A 20488-nucleotide genomic window follows, 5' to 3' on the forward strand; every position below is an offset into this window, starting at 1 on the left:
GCCGCCGCTCGATGCGGACTGCGGCTTCGGGGTTGGCTTGGGCTTGGGTTTCTTCTTGGGCATGGTTTTCTCCTGTTATGCAGCGTAGCAGCCGGCGTTCTGCGGGCCTGTCCCACGCAGGTTTCCTTCGATGTCGTACTTGAAAACGGGGTAAGGCATGATGCCGCGAGCGGGCGATCCGGCCTGCAGGTGGTAGTCGCCGCCACCAGCCCCGGCCACCAGCGCAGAGACAGGACGGGTCACGCTCTGGTTGTTGACGAACAGTGGGTCCCCGCCCGCGATGATCGAACCGATGCCGGGGTACAGCTGCCTGAACGACGGATCGCCGCTAGGACCGCCTGCATCGATGCTCACGGCGAAGTTGCCCGCGCAACCCACGCCATGCTCGCCCTGGAATTGCCCTGTGCGCGCGCCGTTCTGCACGTTGACGTAATCGTCGCCCTTGATGTTCAGCTGCGTGAGCAGGCAGCCCTTGAGTACGCAGTTCTTATGGTTGCGCGCGACCTGCGACGGGGTAGTGGTTTCGTCGTACATGATGTTCAAGCGTCCGGCCGCATCAGCGCCGGTCGCTGTGACGTGGAGAAGACCCGCATGAGTGATACTGCCATACTCGTTATCCGCAGCCCAACGGATGTTCGGTAGCCCGCCGGTGTCCTGACGTTCGATCAGGATGTTCGCCGCGAACGCAGAACCAAGGGTGCCGGTCTGCGTACCGCTCAACGCCAGCGGAGAGCCCGCCGAGTGAGGGTTGAGGAACTTCGTGCTCAGCCACAGGTGCCCATCCATCGCGGCGTTCATGTAAGCCGGTGCAGCCGATCGCGTCAGGTTGGAGCCGACCGTCAGCCATGCCTCGTACCCGGAGTTGAGAAGATCCGCGGTCACGCCGAGCAGGCGAATTTCGCCGTTCGTCGAGTAGCCCAGCGCGTTGGCGGGGACGTTCGTGAGGATGCAGCCGGAGAACGACAGGTGCGAGTTGGAGCGCAGGGTCACGCTGGAGAAGCTGCCGTAGTTGATGTTGCAGTTCCAGAACTGAACATGCAGCTTGTTCGCCGCCTCGCCGGTGAAGCCGAACGTGCCGCCAACCACGATCGACATGTCATAGAAGATCAGCGAGCCTTCGGTATTCGGGGCCGTGTGATCCGACAGGAACGGTCGGAACGTCGAACTCAGGGTAAGGATTGCCGCCGTGCGAGAAGTGCCCGGCGCGCGCTCCACGATGATGCCGGCCACATCCTGCCGCAGCGGGGCGAAGGGAGCGATATTCGTCGCGCCAGTGTTCACCCCATCGACGATACGGACGCGCAGGCCGTCCAGCGCTCCGGTCACGGCGGTGCCCAGGACAGTGCGAGCCCGCAGCAGCGCACCCGCCAGCGTCAGGCATGGCGTTGCGGCAGCGGTCGCGGCGGTGGTCGAGACAACGCCGGTGGTGTCGTTGCCCGTCGATGCGACGTAGACGTAGTTGATCGCGGTGCGGCGGCGCCAGTAGCGGCGGGAGAACTCGCGCGCCGTCGTCTGGTCCTCGCTGTTGAGCACCGATACCGCCGTGCCGAACCAAGGGAACACGCGCCCCTCGAACCAGCCCGTCGTGTTGTCCGCGAATCCAGAGAGGTCGATGTCGGCAACCCATGCCTCGACCGGGTTGGCCCAATCCGCGTCGGTGTAAAGCGAGGTGCCGGTGATGGTCTGCCATGCGGTTGCGGTCGTGCCGTTGTTGGCGCGGACCTGCACGCATGCAACCTGCTGGCCGACATTTCCGGCACCCCATGGCCTGCCGTCCTTGTGGCATCCGGCGATAGCCACGCGGGCGGTCGTCGAATACGCCAGATTGCGCGGCATGATCCAGTTGAAGCACGGCTTCGGGGCAACGTCGGTCGTGTTGTTCGCGATGTTGAGGACGAAATCGCTGGTGTAGAGGCTCTCCGAAAGCGCCTCCTGGTTCGCCGTGAAGGACGCTTGGTTCGGATACGACTGGCGAACGCGCGTGGTGCGATACACTGTGTCCACATTGATCGTCGCATTGCCGAAGCGATCATAGCCCATGCGGCCGACCTTGATCGGCGCAAGCGTGAGATTGACCGGCGAGGTGTTCGTGATGTGCCACCCGCTCCCCGGCCCGCCCACATCGACGGCGGTGATGGTCAGGGCAATCGGGACGTTGAACGCGGAGAAGATGGCGAACATCGAGGTGGCCATCGTGGCCGCCGCCGACTGCGCCGCATTGGCAGAGTACGCCGCCGCAGACGAGTAGCCCGCCGCCTGCGTGATGATCGCTGCCCCCTGCGTCGCGATATCGGACTGCGCGGCAACCTTTGCGGTGTTGATATCCCCCAGCGCAAGCGTCTTGGCGTTACCGATATCCGCCAGCGCCTGCGTCTCAGCCGCCTCGATCGCCTCCACGTACTCCTGCGATGTGCCGAGCAGCTCGGCAACGATGACATCGACGATGCCGGTGACGGTGGGGGGCAACGCCATTATTCGGACTCCATGTCTGCAAGAAGGGTAGCCATCGCCTCGACCTGTCCCGCCAGTTCCTGGACCGCCTTCAGCAGCTTCACGTTGAGCACCGAATACGCGACCGACTTGATGCCGGCCTCGTCCTCGCTCACCAGACCGGGGCAAACCGCCTCGACCTCCTGCGCGATAAGGCCGATCTGGAGCAGGTCGTCGCCGATCATGCGGAACTTGCGCACCCGCAGCGCGCGGATATCGGCAAGCTGGTCGGATGCGTCAGCGATGTCGGTTTTCAGGCGCTGGTCAGAGGTCGCGCCGTAGCTGTTCGTCGCACTGACGAAATTGCCGTTGGAGTAGATCCCCGCCCGCGTAGCCCCGGTATCCCGGCAGCGGAGGAACATCTGCGAGGTGTTGTTCGGCGCCGCGCCATCGAAATACACGTCCATGCCCCAGGGGGTGGACGCATGACTGTTCGACACGAGCACCGCGAAGGTGTTGTTGGAGACGCGCAGTTCGTGCTGGCCACCAGTGGCGATCTTACCCCCGCCCTCGCTGGCTTTGAGGAACCCCTTGATCTCCACCGCATCGGTCGGGGCGGTGTTGTCACCGAACCGGAACGCCCCGAAGTGCGCGCTGACGGCGCTCGCCTTGCTCAGGAAAGCCCACTTGCCCGTGCCGCTGGTAAGGGCTGTGCAGAACGAAACCGTCTCTGGAGCCCCGCCGGTCTGGTTGCCGGCATCGAACGATACCGCGCGCAAGGTGACGCGCGAGGCGTGACCCATGTTGCCGGCCTTGAAGCCGATGGATTCCCCGATGGTCCCGGTGCCGTCCAGTAGGTCAACATCCTGCGCGTAGAACACAAAGGCAGTGCCTATCGTGCCGCTGCCCTCGCTGGCGATGTGCCACTCGACACCGCGCGAGGTCGTGACGTTGCCCGTCGTGTCCACCGTACCGACGCGGCCAAGGCGGTTGAAACCCTGGATGCCGTACTGGAACGTCGTGGTACCCGCGGTATGCCACGCCTCCGACTGATACGAGCCCGCCGACATGAACGAGGAGCTGTTCGCCCCGGTCAGCTTGATCCCGAACAGGATGTTGCGGATGTCCGAAGTGCCGGCCGCATTGGCGACGTAGGTGTTGTAGGTGTTGATGAAGCGGCTTTCGCCTGCCGCCACTGTGCCCTGATTGACATCGGACCACTTGCGCAGTTCGCTGCCTACGGTGTTCGCGGGGTAGGTGGTGGCGTTGGAGTAGGCTGCCGTCGCGCCCGCACTGTTCTGGAGCGCATAGCCGACCGTGCCCGGGGGGTAGGTGTCGCCCGCATCATAGCCGATTGCAGCGCCGTCTGCCGATGCCAGGTATGCAGCCGTGGCGATCTCATAGAGCGGCCCCTGAGGGCTGCCCGCATTGTTGACGTAGCCCTGGATCCGGGCGTTGGCGAGCACCTCATACGATCGGCCCGGCGACACGCCCGTTACCGGATCGACCCCATCCGCCGCAGAGGCGTAGCGGATGCCCAGCGTATAGTTGTCGAGGATCGTTGCGAAGCCCTCGGCGCGCGCGATCGGCTCCTCGCCCAGGAGCACTTCGGTGACATACCGCTCACGCCCGCCGTAATGGATTTTGAGCGTGTGGTATCCCTGCTCCTCGGCGTACCCCTCGAACGCACCGTTATCATCGGTCGCCATCGGGTTCTCGATCGGCACGGAAAGGTCGTTGTAAAGCGACGAGAGCCCGCCCTCGGGGCTGTAGACGTAGACCAGCGCATCCGTGACCGGAATGCCGCTGCTGTCGCGCACGATGCCGCTAATTACATATGCCATGTCAAAGCCTGCCGTAGTTCATGACGGTGGCGGTGATCGTGGGAGAGTCCACCGTCCTCCCCGCCGCGTCGGTGACGGTGCAGATGAAGTCGGACGACCAGGTTTCGTCTGGCCCGACACTGCTGCGGGTGAAGCGCGCCATGCCCGAGCCGACCGTGCTCAACGACCAGAACGGTTCGCCATCGGTCTGCTGAAACGCGAAGGAGTAAGGTGTGACGCCGCCGGTTACGGTGACGCTCACCATCTCCGTGGTCACGGTGGCGCCGACAGGAGAGGCAGCACCGCCGAACGGGGCAAGCGGGATCGCCTCGACGACGAACGAGCCTTCGCTGCTCGACGAATACACCTCGGACAGCCCGTCACCATCGCGGATGCGAATGGATGCGATCTCGAGCGTCGCGGTGTCGTCGCGCGCCCATGCCCTGGTGACTTCGGCGATGCCCCCTGCATCCCTCAGGTGGATCATGGCACCTTCTCCAGCCATATATCGCCGGGGAGACTGGTGGGATCGGATGCGCCGGCCGCAGTGACGAACACCCGCCCCGATGTGTAGCCGGTGGTCGTGTGGTAAATGTGTGGTCCTGCGCTGGCCCGCGTGATGTTCCCGCTCACCGTGCCGCCAGTGAGCGGCAGGGACGCCACAAGGCCGATGTAGTCCCGAAGTGCAGCCGCATCAGCCTGGGTCAACAGCCCGCGGCCATAGGCGGCAGTCGCTAGCGCGGCGATTGCGGTCAGGTTCGAATTGACCGGCTGCCACTGCGTTTGCTCCACGACGGCATCGGGGAAATAGTAGACCTCGCCGAGATCGCGATCACGTACACGCAGGGAGTAGGCGTCCTGCGATACATAGAAGAACGCCGGGTTTCCGTCGTTCGTCGCAAACCCGCCCACGATGAGCAAGGGCTGGGCGATGGCCTGGCTGCAGGCCTCGTCGAGATACACCGTGATGGGCGAAATCTCGGGGTCTTCGTCCACCTCGCCGATGAACAGCTTGCCGCCGTCCATGGGCAGCCCGCGCTTGTCGGTGAAGAATGGCAGGGGGTTGCCGATGCGCTGCGTCACAGGTATTCTCCCCAGATGCGAAAATCATTGCGGTGGGTCATCGGGGTGCCCCTGTTTCTTGTGCTGTTGATGTTCCTGCGGTGGGAGCCGGAGCCGCAGCGGACCGGGCTGTGGGCGCCAGCACCCCCTCCAGCGCCTGCCGCAGGCCGAGCACATCCGCAGCAATAGCGTTGTCGTTCGCGGCAATGCGGGTGAGGGCGGAAACGTGCTTCTCGATCATGCCGGGATTCGAGGGCATTTTGGCGAGCCAGCGCGCAAACGAGGGCGATGCCAGCAGCTTGCCGGCACCGAACTGTGCGGCGACAGCCAGAGTGGTTGAGATCGGCGCAACAGCCATGGCCGACGCGCCGCCGCCATACGTGGCGACCTGGCCGATTACGCTCCCGGTGTTCGAGAAATTGGCATAGCGCTGCGCCTCTTTCGAGCCCTCCGCGACCTTGGCAAGGTTATCCAGGGCCGACCGCACTTCACCGCCGAACAACTCGCCCTTCGCCTTCCCGCTCATCTGGTTCCATTGCGTGAGGAACTGAGGGAGGCTGAATGCGTCACCAGCGGCATTTTGCGTTCCGTTCGACGACTGGCCGAGCTTCGAAATAATCGTCGCGCGGACGGTCCCTGCGTCCTCGGGTGGGATGGACGACAGGAATTTCCCAAGGCGGGCACCCTTGGTCTTGGTCGCCGTGTCGATCGCCTTCATCACATCCTCGACCGACTTGTCGCGGTTCTTGCCGATGAACGGGGCAAGCACATCGTCAATGACGCCGATGCGCTCCTTGTGAGCCGCTGCGGCGGCCTGATACGCCTTCACCGCATCACCCTTGCCGGCGGCTGAGAGCGCGTTGGTTATGTCAAGATCGGCGGCATCCACGACCTGCCCGACGCGGCGCTCGATATCGCTGTTGCGCAGGCCGTCCTTGAGGAACCGATCGCGCAAGGTGGTGCGCATGCGCTTCACCCCTTCGACGGGGAAGGGCGCATCCAGTTCGGCCCGAAGTGCCTGCAGTTCGCCGAGTCCTGGCGCGCCGCCGGGGGTGCTCGCCAGTTCGGCGATATTCTGGTCGAGCACCGCCCGCGCTTCCGCGAGATCCACGGGGTCAGACCCGCCGAGCTTGCGGGCCTTGGCATACAGGGCATCGACTTTCGTCTTGCTGCGTTTGATGAAGCTCTCGGCACCACGAATGGCCGCATCACCCGCAGCCTCGTTGGTGCCCGCCGAGCCGGTGAGGGCGGCGATGCCATCGCGCGCAGCCTTGGCTTCCGCGGACACATTCTCCGCTGCCTTGACGATCGACCCCGCAGCGAGTGGAAGCTGTGCGGCCGCGCCAGTGGCGCGCCGGGTCGTCGCCCCCGCAACGTCGGCAGGCAGCGGGGTAATGTTGGTGCCGAACTGGCTGTTGAGCGCGTCGGCCGCTCCAATGACTTCGCTTCCGGCCTTGGGGACCGCAGCCGCGCGCCGGGCCGCAAGCGCTTCCGCGCCCCTGCCGATTGCCAAGCCGGCTCCCGCCCCGACCGCAGCACCGCCCGCAGCGCCAATAACGCTGTCCTGCAGGCCCTCGCCGTAACCGTAGCCGGAGAGGGCGCCCATCGCCGCACCTTCGCGCGCCGCGCGTGCTCCCGTCATTGCACCGCGCGATGCGCCGCCGATGCCGCCAACAAGGCCGCCCGCCAGTTCGGCAGCGGTGCCGAGGGCGCCTTGCTGCTCGCCCATGTCATCGAATGCCTGGCGGGTTTGATCTCGCGCAAGGCGATAGCCGTCAGCCACGCCCCGGTTGTTCACCAGAGCGTCGATCCCGCCGATTGCACCGTATATCTCATCAGCCAGGCCGAACGAGGCGCCTTGCGCCGCCCTTGCCGCATATCCACCCGCACCGCTCGGGTCGAACCCGCGCTCGGCATTGTCGGCCTGCAACTGCCCCCGATACGCCTGCTCGGCTCCGGTCGTGTCGATGCCTGCCATCTGGTAGCCCTTGCGGAGCAGGTCGATGGTGTTCGAAATATCCTTGTCGGACGGGGCAGGGATGCCCTTGGCCGCGAACCACTGCTTAGCAGCCTCAGGCGTCAGGCCGGTATTGCCACGGTTCTGGTTCCAGAAGGCGACCATCTGCGCCTCCTGATCGGAATTGATGCCGTAGTTCTGCTGCAAGAAGCGCTCGCGGTCGAACGGACCTTCCTTGGCGTCCATGCCGAACTCGATCGGCGTTCCAGTGGGAAGCCCGCCGCGCATCTCGGGGTCGTTGACGTTGCCGCCGGGCCCTCCGCCTGGGCTTCCACTTGCCCCGCCCTGGGCGGATGCCGCGGCACCTTGGCCCGGCCGATCGTCGCGGCGCTGCTCAGGCTCTGCGATTTGGTCAGACAAGGGGCCTGCCGAAATGCGGAATCCCGCAATTGCCTGCCGACGCGCCTCGGCTTTTTGCCGGATAACCGCTTCGCCGTCGCCGGGCATGGGGAAGAATATGCGGTATTGATTGGCAAATTCATCGGGCGTTATCGCGGCGCCTGATTCCTGCCGCAGAGAGGCAGAGATGAAGTTGCGAGCGGCTTGGTCGGCAAGCTGCCGCTCGTCGGAATTCACCGAATTTTCAAGGCCTGGCGCAACTTCATGGAACCACTGGCCTACAGAGGTGCGGGCATCCCTGCTTCCGGCGGGAACGCGACCGTACTGCTGCTCTGCCTGCACAAGCCGCCCAAGGAACTGGGCGGCCTTCTGCTGAGCCTCAGTAGACTTTGCGTCCGTCCGTTTGTCCGCCGGCCCTCCGGGAATGGGCTCTAGGCTACCGCTGGCTCCGAAACGATAGCCTGACGGGGCCTGCGATTTGGGAGTTCCATCCGGGTTATGCGTAGCGTCCCATTCAGCCTGCGTCCGTGCATCTGCGGCGGCGGCCCTCGCGGCGGCGGCATCCGCGCGCGCATTGTCGGCGGCTTCGTTCGGATCTGGTAGCGAGATAATTGGTTTCGGCGCCCCCCGCGCGGGGCCGTTGAGCTGTTCGAGGATGGAGGGGTCAGTGATTTCAGGCATCAACGACCCTCCGGATTGTCAAACCATCGGCCATTGATCTGAAAGTACCGCTTGCCGTTGACTGTTTTTGATTGCGCCACACCAGACCGCGCCGTGCCTCGCCCCGGCTCAACGTGGACGTGATCGCCCTCGTTGATGACATCGAATCCCGGCATGGCGTCCTTGAGGCGCTTGGCCAATAGGCCGAAGCTCATGCCTTTCGGGGGCACGAAGTCGCGCGCCTGGTCGGTCAGGTGGTAGCTACCCTGAACACCGCCGACCGAGGCATTCTTCCCCGGCGAGCGCTGGCGGCTCGTCACAGTCAGGCCGGGGACGGCGGACAATGCCGCCGCCTCGATCGCGATGCCCTGCGGCGGAATCGCTCCCGCCGAGATCCTTGGATCACCTCCCCTCTGAGTTGGCGCCGCTGGCGCTGTTGCGGATGGCTGCGTGAAATCTGCGGCGTTGTAGACTGAGCCACCCGGGTTGATCGGAACCAGCTTCGTATCCTGCACATCGCGCCAGGCATCAGCCGCAGCCTTGCCGAACTTGCCGACGCGGTATTCGTATTCCTTCTCGAAAGCGCTGCTGCTCTCGGTGGGGTTCAACGCCTTGAAGGTCGCCGGGTCGTCGGCCGCGAGGATGCTGCCAAGCGTGAAGGCAGCAAGTCTCTGCTGGTCGGCGTCGCCGCTGGTGAGGGCGTCATAAAGCTCTTGGGTGGTTTCGTCAGCCTGCCCCGACGCCGTGTCTGCCTCCAGGCGGCGCTTGAGAGTAGCCGCCGCCCCTGCATAGTCGCCCTTCTGGGCGCGGATATAGGCGCTGCCGGTCTGCGTGCGGTTCGTACGGCGCTCATCGTCGCGCAAGGCCTCCCAGCCCGGCTTCATTTGGTCCGCAAACTCAGGGAACTGCGTCATCACGCGCGAAATGTCGGAGGCCTTGCCGCTCTGCGACGCAGTGGTGATCGCCTGCTGATATGCGGCAAGTCGCGACTGCTCTTGTTGCGCCTGCTGGATTTTCAGACCTTGCGCCTGCTGTTGCAGTTGAAGCACTTGGTCCTGCTGCATCTGCGCCCGAAGGTCAGGAACGAGGCTCTGGCCGGCGCGGATGATGGATGCGAAGTCCAGCGGCATCAGAACAGGCTTCCTACCGTCTTGATCGCCTTGCCGACGCCGCCGCCAGACACGGCGCTATCCAGGAACCCGCCCACATTGCTCCAGCCCTGCGAGTTGACGCCCGCCTTGCCGAGGATCTTCTGGATTAGCGCGTCGGTCGCGCTCTGCTGGGTCTGGTTCTGCGCCTGCGTGACGCCGAGGTTCGCGTTCGCCACGCTGCCGGTCGCGCTCAGGCCCGTTCCGATTGCCCCCTGGTATCCTGCAAGCTGCTGCTGGATGACGTTGGAGAGAGTATCCGAACGGAAGTCAGCGAGATCGCCGATGTTGTTCCCGCCGCGCAGTCCGCCAGTTGCCGACGCATTGGCAAGGATGGCCTCGTTGCCGTTGCGGATGAGCGAGGCGAACAAGGGTGATTTTTCCAAGCCCGAGATCGCCGATGCCTGTGCGTCTTCCGCCGATATAGCCGGGCCGGTAGTGGTCACGCCATTCGCGCGGCCCTCGGCTTGCCCGTAGTTCTGGTAATGCCACTGCGCGTAGCTCTCCGGCGTCGGGAATTTGGTCTTGTCGGCGTTCTGCGCCCATTCCTGCTGCACATCCGGGTTGCGCTGGAGGTAGCCGTTCCAGTCGTTTTCGCCGGAGGTCGAGGTGCCGCTGGAGCCGCCAAGCCCCATCAGGTCTGCATAGGCGGAGACGGCCGAACTGCCGAGCGTCGTGTAGGGGTTATAGCCCTGCGTGATCTCGGCGAGGCTCGTGTCGAGGTTGGCCGACTGAGCGGCGGAACTGCCAGCCTGGACGTTCGACGCCTTGTTCAGCCCCTTTTTAACGGAGCTGCCGCCAAGGATTGAGCCAACAGTTCCGAAAAGTCCCAAAGCTAGCTCCTAGCGCACCTTCTCAGCGTTCTCGCGCTTTGTGCGGGGCAGGGCTATTTGCCTTTCCTAGGACACGCGGACCTTGAGCGAGGAGGCGGTGCGATACACGCCATCGACAGGGACGCCCGCCGCCGCCGCCGCCGCGTCATCGGCGAAATCGCCAAGACCTGTCAGAAGTGGCGAGACGATCGTCTTGTTCTCCAGCGTCTCAGTGTTGCTTGTCGTCGCCAGCTTGCCCGTCAGCGGCACCGCGACCGCGCTGTCGCCGTCGCTTACGAACGTGATCTTGAAGCCGCCTGTCGAGCGCGCAACGTCCGAGGTGAGGGATAGCGTGGCGTAATTGTCATCGACGACCAGCGCAAAGCCGGTGCCGTATCGAAACACCCGCTCGTTGGGTAGCTCAGCGTTGGCCGACAGGGTGAGATAGGTTGCCTCGCTTATCGTCTTCGTGTCCGCAACATTGGCGGTCACGGCATCCGACGTATCGGTGACGGTGCGCTGCATCAGGTCGAAACGCTGCTGCGCGCGGGCATCCGGAAAGGCTTTCGCGATCTCCTGCCTGGTGAGGTAATAAGCGTCAGTCACGATGCGTCACAGCGCGCGAGGGCAACCTTGCCTCGCCCCCTCCATCGGAACCCACCCATGGTGCGCACTTCGACGTTCGGACGCCAGATCACGCGCTCGTCCCGGCGCCCGGTCAGCGCGCGAGAGGTTTCCCGGCTCCAGTGAACGCCGTCGCGGGTCATCGAGAAGAACACCGCGTTGGGCTCGCTCGGGAACTGGCCTGACAGCTCAATCTCGGAAATCAAGACGCCCGCCGGATCGAACAGCAACGCTGCATCGAAACGCCAGTCAGCAGCTTCCCCGAAATGCTTCTCGCCAACCTTGAGCGCACCGAACGCCCGGCTGCTGGCGTCACCAACGATGTGCTGTCCATCCACAAGCACGGCATGGCGCAGGCGATATGGTTCGAACGATCCCGACTGTAGCGCGAACCACGCGCTCTTGCCGCCCGCCTCGGTTGTGGAAAGGGATATACCCCACGACTTGCCCGCCAGATGCATGATGACCTGGCGCTCGCCCGGGAAGGCGCGGCATTCCATTTCGATCAGCTCTGGCGAGATTTCAGCGGCAAGATCGTCGTCTATCGTCGCGTCGGATAGCCGGGTTGCCGATCCGCCCGCGCAATACCACACCGACAGAGGCTCACCACGCGCGCTGCCCACGAAAGCGAACCCATCGCCGCCCACCATGCACTTCGCTGTGGCCGACACACAGCCGAGCGGGATCGTAGCACCCTGCATGACGGTGAAGGGGAAGCCATTGCCTCCCGTGTTCTGGAGCACCTGCGTGGTGTAGCGCCCGAGCACGTACAGCTCCTCGCGGTACTTGAGCAGGCCGGTGACGGGATCGGGGTCTTCCTCGGCCGATCCGTACCGCAACGGGTTGATGCTCAGCGGATCCGTCAGGTCCGTCACGACCACGAATTCGCCATCGGTCGTGACGAAATATCCATCCATCCACAGCATGTCGATCACATTGCCGAGGTCGGGATCATTCACTTCAAGGCGCTGCGTCCCGTCCCAATAAAACAGGCGGCGCGCCGAGCGGATTGCCAGCAGATCGAAACTGTAATCGAGCCCCGCCGGGCTGCCGTCATAGCCGACATCGGCGATGATGGTTGCCGAGCCCCCTGCGATCTGCACAAGCTTGTCGCCCATCACGCGGTAATGGACACCGTTCCAGACGATGCCGCCGCGATCGGTGCCAGGGCCTTCACCAAGGGGCACTGCGCCGCGCGTGGTTACGAGCTGGCCCTTGCTCATGCCGCTGTCGATGGCCTTGGGCTCGAGGTTCACCGGGTAGCTGGTGGCAAACTCGCCGTTCTTCACGGTGGTGCCCGACATGATCGGGATCTGCATCAGCTGGCGTCCGTGATGAATATCCGGTTGAACCAGCCACGGCGCTGCCCTGCACCGGCCGGCGTGCCCTGCGCGTATTTCATGGTCGGTGTGACGTTGACCGCGGAACACAGGCGAGAATAGCTGTCGGCCTTGGTCTTCATGGATGCGGCCGGCATGGCCTTCTGGACCGTCGTGCTGCTCAGGCGCTCAGCCAGACTGTAAGACACCGCCGTCTTGAAGCGCATGGCGATCCCGCTGCGTTCGGCCACGTTGTCTTCGGCATAGTCGAAGCCAAGCTGATCGAACGGGTATTCCTCCATCATCGCTCGAAGCTGGATCATCGCCGAGGCGTACTCGTCATCCGTGCGGCCGAACATGGCATCCGACACGCCCAGCGCCAGATACGCGAGGTCGATCAGTTCCTTGTTGGTGGGGCCGGCAGGGATGGGGATGGTGGGCATGTCAGGGCTCCAGGGCGGTCAGATGCAGAGTTGCCGCCACCGGCGTCGCGTTCAGCGATAGCGCGCCGAGGAGCAGTGCCAGCAGCCCAGCAGACACGCGGTTGATCTGGAAGGTGCATTGCGTGTTCGATGGTGGTCCGATGATCTGGACGTTGAACAGGTCCTGGTTGCCCGCAGCCACCTGAACAATGCCCGACACAACGGGAACAACCCCAGATGCGAAGGCCACGGGATAGGTCCAGACGTAGGTACTGGAAGCTGCGCCCATGACGACGATCTGCTTGCGCGCCTTGCTGGCGTGCGTGTGATCCTCGCGGGCATACTTTGCCGCCGAACCCGTCGCGCTGCTGTCCTGTACGCCGACAGGTGTCATGGTCGCAGGCTGCGGGATTGCACTGGCGTCCGCTTTGCTGGCGATCTGCGACTGCAGGCCCGTCAGATTGGCGGGGGGATAAGAAACCCCATCGCCCATCAGTAGACTTCCATCACAGCCAGGGTCTGCGCTGCGGTCGGCGAGGTGCCGTATAGCGCGCCGGAATAAGGGATGGTGATCGAGGCACCAGCGACGGCGGCCAGATAGAACCCGGTCGTCGCGCCATCCGTAGTGGCAGTCCCCTTGAGGTAGACGGGCTGCGTGCCGGTAATGTTGGTGATCATCACCGAGCGGCGGCCAGTGCGCGCTGCCACGACAAGCAACGAAGTCGCAGGCGAGACGGACGTTACCGGCTGCGAAGTTGCGACCGTTGGCGATCCCTGCGAACGCTCGTAAGTGGGGTTGGCGGAACTTCCGAGCGGGTTGCCGCTGGCGTCCACCGAATTCCCGGCGCGATAGTCCAGTCCCGTCGCCGGGTCCACCAGCCTGATGCGTTCACTCATTCCGAAATGTCCCTCACCTTTGGCGGACGGCCACGGCGCGGAAGCGAGCCGCCCGGCCTGCCATCGCCGTCATGATCCAGAGGATGGGTTTTCTGCGGAGTGAGGCGCCATCCACTGGACAGCGCCTCTTTCTCCTCGTCTGCGTCTTTCACCGTGCGGTAATCGACATCGTAGGCATCCCAGACGCGCATCTGGGTACCGTCCCGATACAGCGCCTTGGGATATTCGCTCACAGCTTCGACAGCTCCGAGACATCGTTGGTGTAATCAGGGCCGCCGGCCTGGGGGAGTTCCTTGCGGATATCCTTGATCTTGAGGCGGTCCATCAGCAGCTTCACGAAGGCGGTGCGGTTCTTGCCGTTGCGCTCGAGAATGAGGACATTGGCGATCACCTGCTCGTCGAGCGCGTCATCCTTTTTCGGATCGACAGCCGCCTTGAGTGCTTCGATTCCGAGATCGGTGAGGTGCTCGAGCTGGTTGGTGCCGATGACGTTCACGAAGCGGGGTCCGTCCTCGGAAAGCGGGGGTACATCGAGGCCCTGCGTGGTCTGGCTGTCGCGCACCGCGTCGAGAACGCCTTCCTTCTCGGCCGCCTTGATTTCCTCGGGGGTCGGCTGACCGTCGTTCTGGTTCTTGGTCGTCATGTCGTCTCTCCTCAGGCCTGGCCGAACAGGATGTTGCCGGTCATCTGCGGCTGCAGGTTCGCGGTGCCGAAATCGATATCCCAGCGCATCTTGACCGAGAGGTCGTTGATGTTGCCCTGGCGCGCATAGGTGATGCCGATGCCGAGCGAGGTCGTCGCGCGCATGACGTTCCAGCCATCCTCGGGATCGACGGCGAACGAGCCGGGGATCAGCAGGATGGCACCGCGCACGAAGAACGGGTTCTGCTCTGCGGCGGTCGTGTTGAGCCAGGTGAGGGCCGCCCCGTTCGCCGGGGTTGCAGTGACGTTCTGCAGTTCCTTGCCGCCGATCGTCGAACCGCCGTTCGAAATCATCGCGGGCCAGATGGTGATGACGCCAGCAGACGGCTTGCCGATGACGCGGAACGTCTGCAGCTGACCGGTGTCCTGCTTGGTGATCATGTTCACCGAGTTGACGCCAGCGATCGTGAAGGCATCGCCAACCTTGATGTTCGCGTAGGTCGTGGCCGTGATGGTCAGGTTCTGCGAGCGGTTATCGACGTTCTCGGTTTCGCCGGTTGCGCCCGTGCTGGTCGATTTCGGCTCCCAGAACTGGCCGGCGCCATTGACGGTGGTGGTGCCGCCGGTTGCGGCGGTCAGTACCTTCGCGGTGTCGTTCTTGAAGGTGTCGAAGCCGCTGACAGGGCCGACATAGCCCTTCTCGTAGGCGGTCGAGGTCTTCGTCAGGCCAGAGGTCTGGGGCTTGGCGAGGTTCGACGCCATCGCGTTGTAAGCGGAGGCAGCCAGGAACAGCGAACGATCCGAGTTGGTCACGCCGATGCGCGAGAAGGTGGTGTCGGCGACAGCAACGTCGTCGAAGCCGGTGGGTGCCGTGGTGCGCTTGATGAACACCGAGCCCAGCGCCGCGGTGTCGAACAGCGCGCTGTTGATGTCCGAAGACAGCTTCTGCTTGGCCGCCTCGGCGTACTGGCTCAGAGCCCATTCGTTGCGAAGGTTCTTGGACGAAAGCGTCTTCGGGCTGGACTTGTGGAAGCCGACCGAAATGGGGACGCTGGTTTCGGTCAGGCCGTCGAAATTCGAGGTCTGGTCGAAGCCGTCATAGCTCGAGCCGATCATCGGGACCGGGAGCCACACCTTGTCGCCGTAGCGCATCATATCCTGCGCGCTCGGAGGGGTAAACTTGGTCACCTCCTTCGCGATCACCAGGCTGTCTTCGAAACCTTCGATCATCTTGTCGAAGACGATCTTCTCTTCTCGGGAAAAATTCGTTGCCATCTGTTGGGTCCGTCAATGCGAGGGTCAGGTGGCCTTGAGTTTCGCGCGGTAGGCGATCAGCTTGGTGCGATCCCCCGTCCGATCAGCTTCTTTCTCAAGGCGAGCGAGTTCGCGGTCGCCACCCCCGGAAACGGCAGCATTGCCGCGCAGGGGTTGATCGAGGTTCGGGCTGGGCCGGCGTTTGTTCATCGTCAGTTTGCTCCGAAGTTCCCCGACCAGCATGGCCGCGTCCGTGAGATTGAGCTTGGAGAGTTCATCCAGCTTGCCCGGTGCCCTGTGGAGCGCGACGACCAGTTCGGCCGCCTTCCCGGACTGCATGAGCAGGGCCTGATGCGCCTCGGGCAGAGCGGTAAAAACCGTCGCCTCCGCTGCATCGAAGTTGGGGACCTTGAGCTGTGCCTTTCGCGCCTTGTATGCCTCGGTGCGATCAGCCCATTCCTGGGCACCCTTCCTTGCCTGCTCCTGCGATTCCTGTTCCTCGCGCTCGATCTGAGCCTTGCGCGATTTCCAATCATCAAGCGCCGCCTCGAACCTGTCTTCGTCGTAATCGACATCGGCAAGGGTCGGCCTGGCGCCCAACTCCACCTTCGGCTTCGCGGTAGCTTTGCGCAGTTCGGCGTTTTCACGCTGTAGCCGGCGATGCTCGTCGCGCAGTTGGCGGAGTGTGCTGGTTGCATCTTCCGGGGCTGGCGCTGCCCCCTCGTCGCCAAAGCCGATTACGTCTTCTTCAACGTCACCTTCGGCCTCGGCTTCACCCTGTCCTTCCTCTCCCTGTTCCTCGCCTTCAATTTCGAGGGCTTCGTCCAGTTCGAGAACGTCTTCGGGCTCATCTGCCATGCTCTTTCTCCATCCCTCGCTGTTAACGGCCAGCGGAGCCGATGCGCGGGATTATGGAGAGCAGGCGAGGGCGGTCTATTTGCCTTTCCTAGAAGGCACCGTTGCGCAGGAAAGGAGGGGCTTCACCGCGGCCTGGTTTGGGCGGCTGCGGCATCGGTGCCGGGATGGATGCCCCCTGCGGCGCCTCGTCGTCGTTGCCTGCCGCTTTCGCCAATGCCTCGATGCGCTTGGCCTCGAGATAGCCGGTGTTCGCCACCGTCTCATCGACCTCCTTCATGGTCTTCGCGGTTTCGGCCTGCTTCTTCGCGGCGCTGGCCTCGAAGTCCTTCGCCTGCGCTTCTGCAACCTGTGCGAGCGGATCGGGCTGCTGGTTCTGCGCGGCCTGCTCCATCGCGGCGCGCTCGTCTTCGGTCGGCTTGACAAGGCCCATCCCGAGAGCGCGCTGACGCAGCCATGCCTTGAAGTCCTCAGTGCCTTCGCCATCGGTGTTCAATGTCGCGGTGATGAGGGAAGCCTGAGCAAGTTCCATGTCCTGCGCCTCGGCTGCTGCGGTGGCGATATTCAGCATCGCCTTAACCGTCTTGTCGCGCCTGGTGGCAGTGGCCTCGGTGACAGATACGATGACCTTGTAGCGGCCTGCCGTCAGGTCGTTGATCGTGCGGTGCGCGCCTGTCTCGGGGTCGGTGTAGGCCTGGGCCAGCACTTCGGTGCCGTCGCCGCCGTCCTCGTCCATCGTCTCGACCTCGCGGCCTTCCTCGGTGTATACCTCGGCCGCCATCGACAGGTAGATCTCACCCTCGCGCTGCGTGGACTGGCGGTTGTTGTCGAGATAGATGCCCGACTTCGCATCAACGCGGGTTGCGGCAAGGTCCATCGCCTCGGCGCTGGTGTTGGCCTTCACCTCGTCCGCGTCCTGCATGTCCTCGGTCAGGTCGCCGGATGCAATCTGAAGGAGCGCTGCAGTTACCGGCGGCAGCGATGGCGGCTCGACCATACCGAGCGGCCCCATATGCGCGATAGAGCCATCGGGGTTCCTAATGACCTTAGCCTGTAGGTACGGCAGCCTATCAATATTCGAGCGCGCCCAATCGTCCTGCAGAACTGGATCGTCCATCTGTTCCGGGGCAAAGATGGGAACTTGGCGAGGCGAAAGGCTATCAAGCTCCGATAGCTTCGAAATGCGGGCGTTGTAGGACCGCTGAGCGTCCATCTTGTCCTGGACGTAGCCCTTCCACCGCTCGATGCCGTCCACGAAGTAGCGGCGCCCGTAGACCGGCACGATGGGGATTTCCGAGCCCGCGATGTGTCCGCAGTCCTCAAGCACCTCGCCGCCGCTCAGGATGTACTTGTGGACCCGGCAGCGCTGGCGCTTCTGGCTCTTGGCCTTGAAGCCATCGCGCTTGAGATCAGCGAGCGCGCCATCCTCCAACTCGGATGCCCACAGCCGCCGCTCCTCGCCGCTCAGTTCGTGGGTCAATACCCACAGCTTGTCGTCAACGTCCTCGCGCTCGTAGTACTCCGCGACGAACACGACATCGGGCCGGAACCAGTCGCGGCACTGCCACAGCACGCCGTCAGGGAACTCGGTGACCGACCCCTCCCACTTCTCCTCGAAGGTGGAGCGCGTGTAGCTAGTCCGGATGAAGGCGAATTGCGCGTCGGACTTGTCGTATAGCTTGGCGCCGATGTCGAAATACACCGTCTGGTCTGCATCGACGATGAGCGCGGCCGGGTTGATCCGCTGCGCGTCGTTGTCCTTGTCGCGCGGGTCCTCAAGCTCGTTGGTCAGGCGGTAAGCGCCGAGACCGCCGGCCACCGCCTCGAAGAACGCATTGTCGCGCGCCTGCTGGGACTTGTACTTGTAGCTGTCGGCGCGGTGCAGCCCATCCAGCATGTTCGCCGTCTTCTCGTCGGCGTTGGGTCCATCGGGGCGGAAGTCGGGAACGATGCGGTTCTCGCGGTAGTCGCGCTCGATCTTCTGGACACCGCGCCCGACCTTGTCGATCTCAAGCTTGGGCGCGTTCTCGAACTGCTCTCCCCACTCGCCTTCCCACTGCGCGCCGGGGATGGTGATGAACCGCCGAGCCAGAAGACTTTCCGCGCGATTCTGCATGGTCGGGGTGGAACACTCGTCGAACCGGCGCATGGCCCGATCGTGGACCTTGCCCAGCTTCTCGCTGTCGGCGTCGGCAATCTCGCTGTCGAGTGCGGTGTCGGTTTCGGTCATGTCGGCCATGCGGGGAAACTATCGCTGCCCGGGGTGGGTGTCCGTTTGCCTTTCCTAGCGTCGCGATGCCGCAATCGCGCTTGCCCGATCCAGTGCGAATTTCAGCCAGTCAGCCTTTTCCAAATCACTAGCCTGAATGGGCAGTGATAGCCCCAGAACGCGGTTCAGTTCGGCGCTTTTGACCATTGCTTTGACTGCTTTCCGCGCGCTTCCTTCTGCCCAATCTGGGTGTTCGCAGATGATATGTTCGGCGGCGCGTTCAATGTGCCTTTGCGCGTCTCTGAGCATGCTATCAGCTAATGTTGAGTACATCGTCACCTCCGTTTGTCTTTCCTAGCGTTGCACCATCATCTGTGCGCGTTGCCTCTGCTTGCCGCTTGTTCAGCCGTCAGAAGCAATATCTGATCGGTGATGGCTTCATGAAGCCAATCGCTTAGGGAAAGTCCTTCTGCTTCGGCAAAACTCTTTGCTGCAGCAAGCTTCTGCCCATCAAGTGTGAGTATAACCACTTCCTGTTTTTGAGACATTCCGCACCTCTGATTATTCACTTCAAGGGAAACCCGAAGGCTTTAAATCCTGTTCAACCCGACCTTATCACGTATAGCGTCGCGTACCACCTCCGACATCGACATTCCGTTGGCGTCCGCGTATTTATTAAGCTCGGCGAATAATTTGGCGGATGCCCGAAACGCGATAGTTTCGCTGTGGACCTTCCGTCGATTGCATACTCGTGTTGAAATTTCCATTCTCACCTCCTGTTAAACGCAGTCACCGTGCGCGGTATTGCGAACGACACCACCTTGGGCTTGGCGCTCAGGGCCCGCCGTGCGCCCTCCACGGCATATCGCAGCGCGTCGATGCAGTGATTGTTCTTGTCCTCCAGCACACCGAGGACCTGCCCTGTCAGCGGATCGGTCTTGTAGCTGTAGTGGGTCAGCTCGTCGATCAAATGCGTGCAACGCGGGTCGATGACGAGATCATAGCCCTTGAGGAATTCTACACCTTCCTCCAGCGACCGCGCGCCCTTGATGGCCGGTGCGATGCGAGGGAAGCCGTGGTTGCGCAGGTGGCTGATCGTCTCGGGGCGCGATGTGTCCGCCGTCATCCAGAACTTCTCGGCATCGGGGATGCTCATGAACAACGCGGGCAGGTTCATGATCTCGACGCCAAGGCCCCATGCCTCGTAATCCACGTAGATCACTCGGCCCTCGATATAGCATCGAATTGCGCACGAAGGGTCGATGCTGAACCCGAAGTCAGCCCCAAGGCGGTACTCTGCGGTTGCCGGGCTATCCACCGTCTCGACGCGCCAGTTCTTGAACACACGCGCCTCGGAGTTGCGGCGATATTGGCCGAGCCACACGTGGTTGAACTTGTCGATGTCGCGGCTGCGGTCGAATTCCATTTCCGTCCGCAGCACATCGGGGAACCACGGATTGGCGTCATAATTGATGGTGCGAACGATGCTGTTCGGCGGCGGATTGGCAGCCATGGCGTCGATCGGGTCCGTCTCCAGATCGGGGTTGTAGGTCCAGATCAATCGCGACCCGGGCGCTCGGATCGTCGGAACGATCGTGTCGAGGCTGGCCTGGCTGAACGTTTGCGCCTCCTCGCCCCAGAACGTGGTCACGCCTTCGATCGACTTGATGCTGGTAGCATTCCCGCGCACGCCGGAGAACAGGAAAAGGCTGTCGTTCGGCCCGCGAATCTCCGTCTCGGTGCTCTCGAACGCCGATCGCACGCCAAGCCTGTCGATCTCGTCTTCGAGCAGGCGCTTGACCGAATCCTTGATCGACTTCTGCACCTCTCGTCCGCAAAGGACCCGCTCGTGGCGGTCCATGCTCTGGATCACCAGCCCGCTCGCCACCGTGCGCGACTTGCCAGCCCCGCGTCCGCCACGCCAGAACAGGTGACGGAACGCCTCCCACATGTCTGCCGCGTACTCGGGGAGATC

21 protein-coding genes are annotated in these 20488 nt (G+C 63.4%); all 21 read right to left on the reverse strand.

The features are described from left to right. Nucleotides 1–75: 75 nt before the first annotated feature. The gene (locus AC07M9_RS05770) at nucleotides 76–2472 is read right to left on the reverse strand and encodes a hypothetical protein (protein ID WP_494882077.1); all 2397 of its coding nucleotides are present in this window, start codon (nucleotides 2470–2472) and stop codon (nucleotides 76–78) included. Then, the gene (locus AC07M9_RS05775; RefSeq protein WP_494882079.1) at nucleotides 2472–4274 is read right to left on the reverse strand and encodes a tail fiber domain-containing protein; all 1803 of its coding nucleotides are present in this window, start codon (nucleotides 4272–4274) and stop codon (nucleotides 2472–2474) included. Before AC07M9_RS05775 ends, AC07M9_RS05770 begins: the two co-directional genes overlap by 1 nt. A 1-nt stretch (nucleotide 4275) precedes the next feature. Continuing rightward, the gene (locus AC07M9_RS05780) at nucleotides 4276–4740 is read right to left on the reverse strand and encodes a hypothetical protein (RefSeq protein ID WP_494882081.1); all 465 of its coding nucleotides are present in this window, start codon (nucleotides 4738–4740) and stop codon (nucleotides 4276–4278) included. After that, complete coding sequence (locus AC07M9_RS05785) at nucleotides 4737–5336, reverse strand: phage tailspike protein (protein ID WP_494882083.1); 600 nt, start codon at nucleotides 5334–5336, stop codon at nucleotides 4737–4739. Before AC07M9_RS05785 ends, AC07M9_RS05780 begins: the two co-directional genes overlap by 4 nt. Nucleotides 5337–5373: 37 nt before the next feature. Beyond that, complete coding sequence (locus tag AC07M9_RS05790; RefSeq protein ID WP_494882085.1) at nucleotides 5374–8352, reverse strand: hypothetical protein; 2979 nt, start codon at nucleotides 8350–8352, stop codon at nucleotides 5374–5376. Beyond that, a complete protein-coding gene (locus AC07M9_RS05795) occupies nucleotides 8352–9461 on the reverse strand; it encodes a D-Ala-D-Ala carboxypeptidase family metallohydrolase (RefSeq protein WP_494882087.1) in 1110 nt (369 codons plus the stop codon). Before AC07M9_RS05795 ends, AC07M9_RS05790 begins: the two co-directional genes overlap by 1 nt. Continuing rightward, nucleotides 9461–10312 carry a hypothetical protein gene (locus AC07M9_RS05800; protein ID WP_494882089.1) on the reverse strand — a complete coding sequence of 284 codons (852 nt, stop codon included), beginning with the start codon at nucleotides 10310–10312 and terminating at the stop codon, nucleotides 9461–9463. Before AC07M9_RS05800 ends, AC07M9_RS05795 begins: the two co-directional genes overlap by 1 nt. Nucleotides 10313–10378: 66 nt before the next feature. After that, nucleotides 10379–10897: a hypothetical protein gene (locus AC07M9_RS05805; RefSeq protein WP_494882090.1), complete on the reverse strand. Its 519-nt coding sequence runs from the start codon at nucleotides 10895–10897 to the stop codon at nucleotides 10379–10381. Continuing rightward, complete coding sequence (locus AC07M9_RS05810) at nucleotides 10894–12234, reverse strand: packaged DNA stabilization protein (RefSeq protein WP_494882092.1); 1341 nt, start codon at nucleotides 12232–12234, stop codon at nucleotides 10894–10896. The genes AC07M9_RS05805 and AC07M9_RS05810 overlap by 4 nt, the downstream gene beginning before the upstream one ends. Beyond that, nucleotides 12234–12677 carry a packaged DNA stabilization gp4 family protein gene (locus AC07M9_RS05815; protein WP_494882094.1) on the reverse strand — a complete coding sequence of 148 codons (444 nt, stop codon included), beginning with the start codon at nucleotides 12675–12677 and terminating at the stop codon, nucleotides 12234–12236. The genes AC07M9_RS05810 and AC07M9_RS05815 overlap by 1 nt, the downstream gene beginning before the upstream one ends. 1 nt (nucleotide 12678) lies before the next feature. Further along, on the reverse strand, nucleotides 12679–13149 hold the full coding sequence (locus tag AC07M9_RS05820) for a hypothetical protein (RefSeq protein WP_494882096.1): 471 nt from the start codon (nucleotides 13147–13149) through the stop codon (nucleotides 12679–12681). Further along, entirely contained in the window at nucleotides 13149–13553 is a 405-nt protein-coding gene (locus AC07M9_RS05825; RefSeq protein WP_494882098.1) for a hypothetical protein, read from the reverse strand. Before AC07M9_RS05825 ends, AC07M9_RS05820 begins: the two co-directional genes overlap by 1 nt. Further along, the gene (locus AC07M9_RS05830) at nucleotides 13550–13786 is read right to left on the reverse strand and encodes a hypothetical protein (RefSeq protein WP_494882100.1); all 237 of its coding nucleotides are present in this window, start codon (nucleotides 13784–13786) and stop codon (nucleotides 13550–13552) included. The genes AC07M9_RS05825 and AC07M9_RS05830 overlap by 4 nt, the downstream gene beginning before the upstream one ends. Next, a complete protein-coding gene (locus AC07M9_RS05835) occupies nucleotides 13783–14196 on the reverse strand; it encodes a hypothetical protein (protein ID WP_494882102.1) in 414 nt (137 codons plus the stop codon). The genes AC07M9_RS05830 and AC07M9_RS05835 overlap by 4 nt, the downstream gene beginning before the upstream one ends. Nucleotides 14197–14207: 11 nt before the next feature. After that, a complete protein-coding gene (locus AC07M9_RS05840; protein ID WP_494882103.1) occupies nucleotides 14208–15470 on the reverse strand; it encodes a P22 phage major capsid protein family protein in 1263 nt (420 codons plus the stop codon). Between the two features lie 24 nt (nucleotides 15471–15494). Further along, on the reverse strand, nucleotides 15495–16307 hold the full coding sequence (locus AC07M9_RS05845; protein ID WP_494882105.1) for a hypothetical protein: 813 nt from the start codon (nucleotides 16305–16307) through the stop codon (nucleotides 15495–15497). Between the two features lie 88 nt (nucleotides 16308–16395). Continuing rightward, nucleotides 16396–18543 (reverse strand): portal protein, encoded by a 2148-nt coding sequence (locus AC07M9_RS05850; RefSeq protein ID WP_494882107.1) that lies wholly within the window; start codon nucleotides 18541–18543, stop codon nucleotides 16396–16398. Between the two features lie 45 nt (nucleotides 18544–18588). Next, nucleotides 18589–18852 (reverse strand): hypothetical protein, encoded by a 264-nt coding sequence (locus AC07M9_RS05855; RefSeq protein WP_494882109.1) that lies wholly within the window; start codon nucleotides 18850–18852, stop codon nucleotides 18589–18591. A 29-nt stretch (nucleotides 18853–18881) separates the two neighbouring features. Then, a complete protein-coding gene (locus tag AC07M9_RS05860) occupies nucleotides 18882–19061 on the reverse strand; it encodes a hypothetical protein (protein WP_494882111.1) in 180 nt (59 codons plus the stop codon). 42 nt (nucleotides 19062–19103) lie between these two features. Continuing rightward, the gene (locus tag AC07M9_RS05865) at nucleotides 19104–19280 is read right to left on the reverse strand and encodes a ribbon-helix-helix protein, CopG family (RefSeq protein ID WP_494882113.1); all 177 of its coding nucleotides are present in this window, start codon (nucleotides 19278–19280) and stop codon (nucleotides 19104–19106) included. A gap of 2 nt (nucleotides 19281–19282) precedes the next feature. Then, nucleotides 19283–20464, reverse strand: coding sequence for a PBSX family phage terminase large subunit (locus AC07M9_RS05870; RefSeq protein WP_494882114.1), 1182 nt, complete (start codon nucleotides 20462–20464; stop codon nucleotides 19283–19285). Nucleotides 20465–20488 lie beyond the last annotated feature (24 nt).

Source organism: Novosphingobium sp. GW821-FHT09E05 (assembly GCF_059416165.1).

Excerpts from the sequence above, each read along its gene's own strand:
- AC07M9_RS05770 (WP_494882077.1), bottom strand. The coding sequence starts at position 2,472 with ATGGCGTTGCCCCCCACCGTCACCGGCATCGTCGATGTCATCGTTGCC.
- AC07M9_RS05775 (WP_494882079.1), bottom strand. The coding sequence starts at position 4,274 with ATGGCATATGTAATTAGCGGCATCGTGCGCGACAGCAGCGGCATTCCG.
- AC07M9_RS05780 (WP_494882081.1), bottom strand. The coding sequence starts at position 4,740 with ATGATCCACCTGAGGGATGCAGGGGGCATCGCCGAAGTCACCAGGGCA.
- AC07M9_RS05790 (WP_494882085.1), bottom strand. The coding sequence starts at position 8,352 with ATGCCTGAAATCACTGACCCCTCCATCCTCGAACAGCTCAACGGCCCC.
- AC07M9_RS05795 (WP_494882087.1), bottom strand. The coding sequence starts at position 9,461 with ATGCCGCTGGACTTCGCATCCATCATCCGCGCCGGCCAGAGCCTCGTT.
- AC07M9_RS05810 (WP_494882092.1), bottom strand. The coding sequence starts at position 12,234 with ATGCAGATCCCGATCATGTCGGGCACCACCGTGAAGAACGGCGAGTTT.
- AC07M9_RS05815 (WP_494882094.1), bottom strand. The coding sequence starts at position 12,677 with ATGCCCACCATCCCCATCCCTGCCGGCCCCACCAACAAGGAACTGATC.
- AC07M9_RS05820 (WP_494882096.1), bottom strand. The coding sequence starts at position 13,149 with ATGGGCGATGGGGTTTCTTATCCCCCCGCCAATCTGACGGGCCTGCAG.
- AC07M9_RS05825 (WP_494882098.1), bottom strand. The coding sequence starts at position 13,553 with ATGAGTGAACGCATCAGGCTGGTGGACCCGGCGACGGGACTGGACTAT.
- AC07M9_RS05835 (WP_494882102.1), bottom strand. The coding sequence starts at position 14,196 with ATGACGACCAAGAACCAGAACGACGGTCAGCCGACCCCCGAGGAAATC.
- AC07M9_RS05840 (WP_494882103.1), bottom strand. The coding sequence starts at position 15,470 with ATGGCAACGAATTTTTCCCGAGAAGAGAAGATCGTCTTCGACAAGATG.
- AC07M9_RS05845 (WP_494882105.1), bottom strand. The coding sequence starts at position 16,307 with ATGGCAGATGAGCCCGAAGACGTTCTCGAACTGGACGAAGCCCTCGAA.
- AC07M9_RS05850 (WP_494882107.1), bottom strand. The coding sequence starts at position 18,543 with ATGGCCGACATGACCGAAACCGACACCGCACTCGACAGCGAGATTGCC.
- AC07M9_RS05860 (WP_494882111.1), bottom strand. The coding sequence starts at position 19,061 with ATGTCTCAAAAACAGGAAGTGGTTATACTCACACTTGATGGGCAGAAG.
- AC07M9_RS05865 (WP_494882113.1), bottom strand. The coding sequence starts at position 19,280 with ATGGAAATTTCAACACGAGTATGCAATCGACGGAAGGTCCACAGCGAA.
- AC07M9_RS05870 (WP_494882114.1), bottom strand. The coding sequence starts at position 20,464 with ATGTGGGAGGCGTTCCGTCACCTGTTCTGGCGTGGCGGACGCGGGGCT.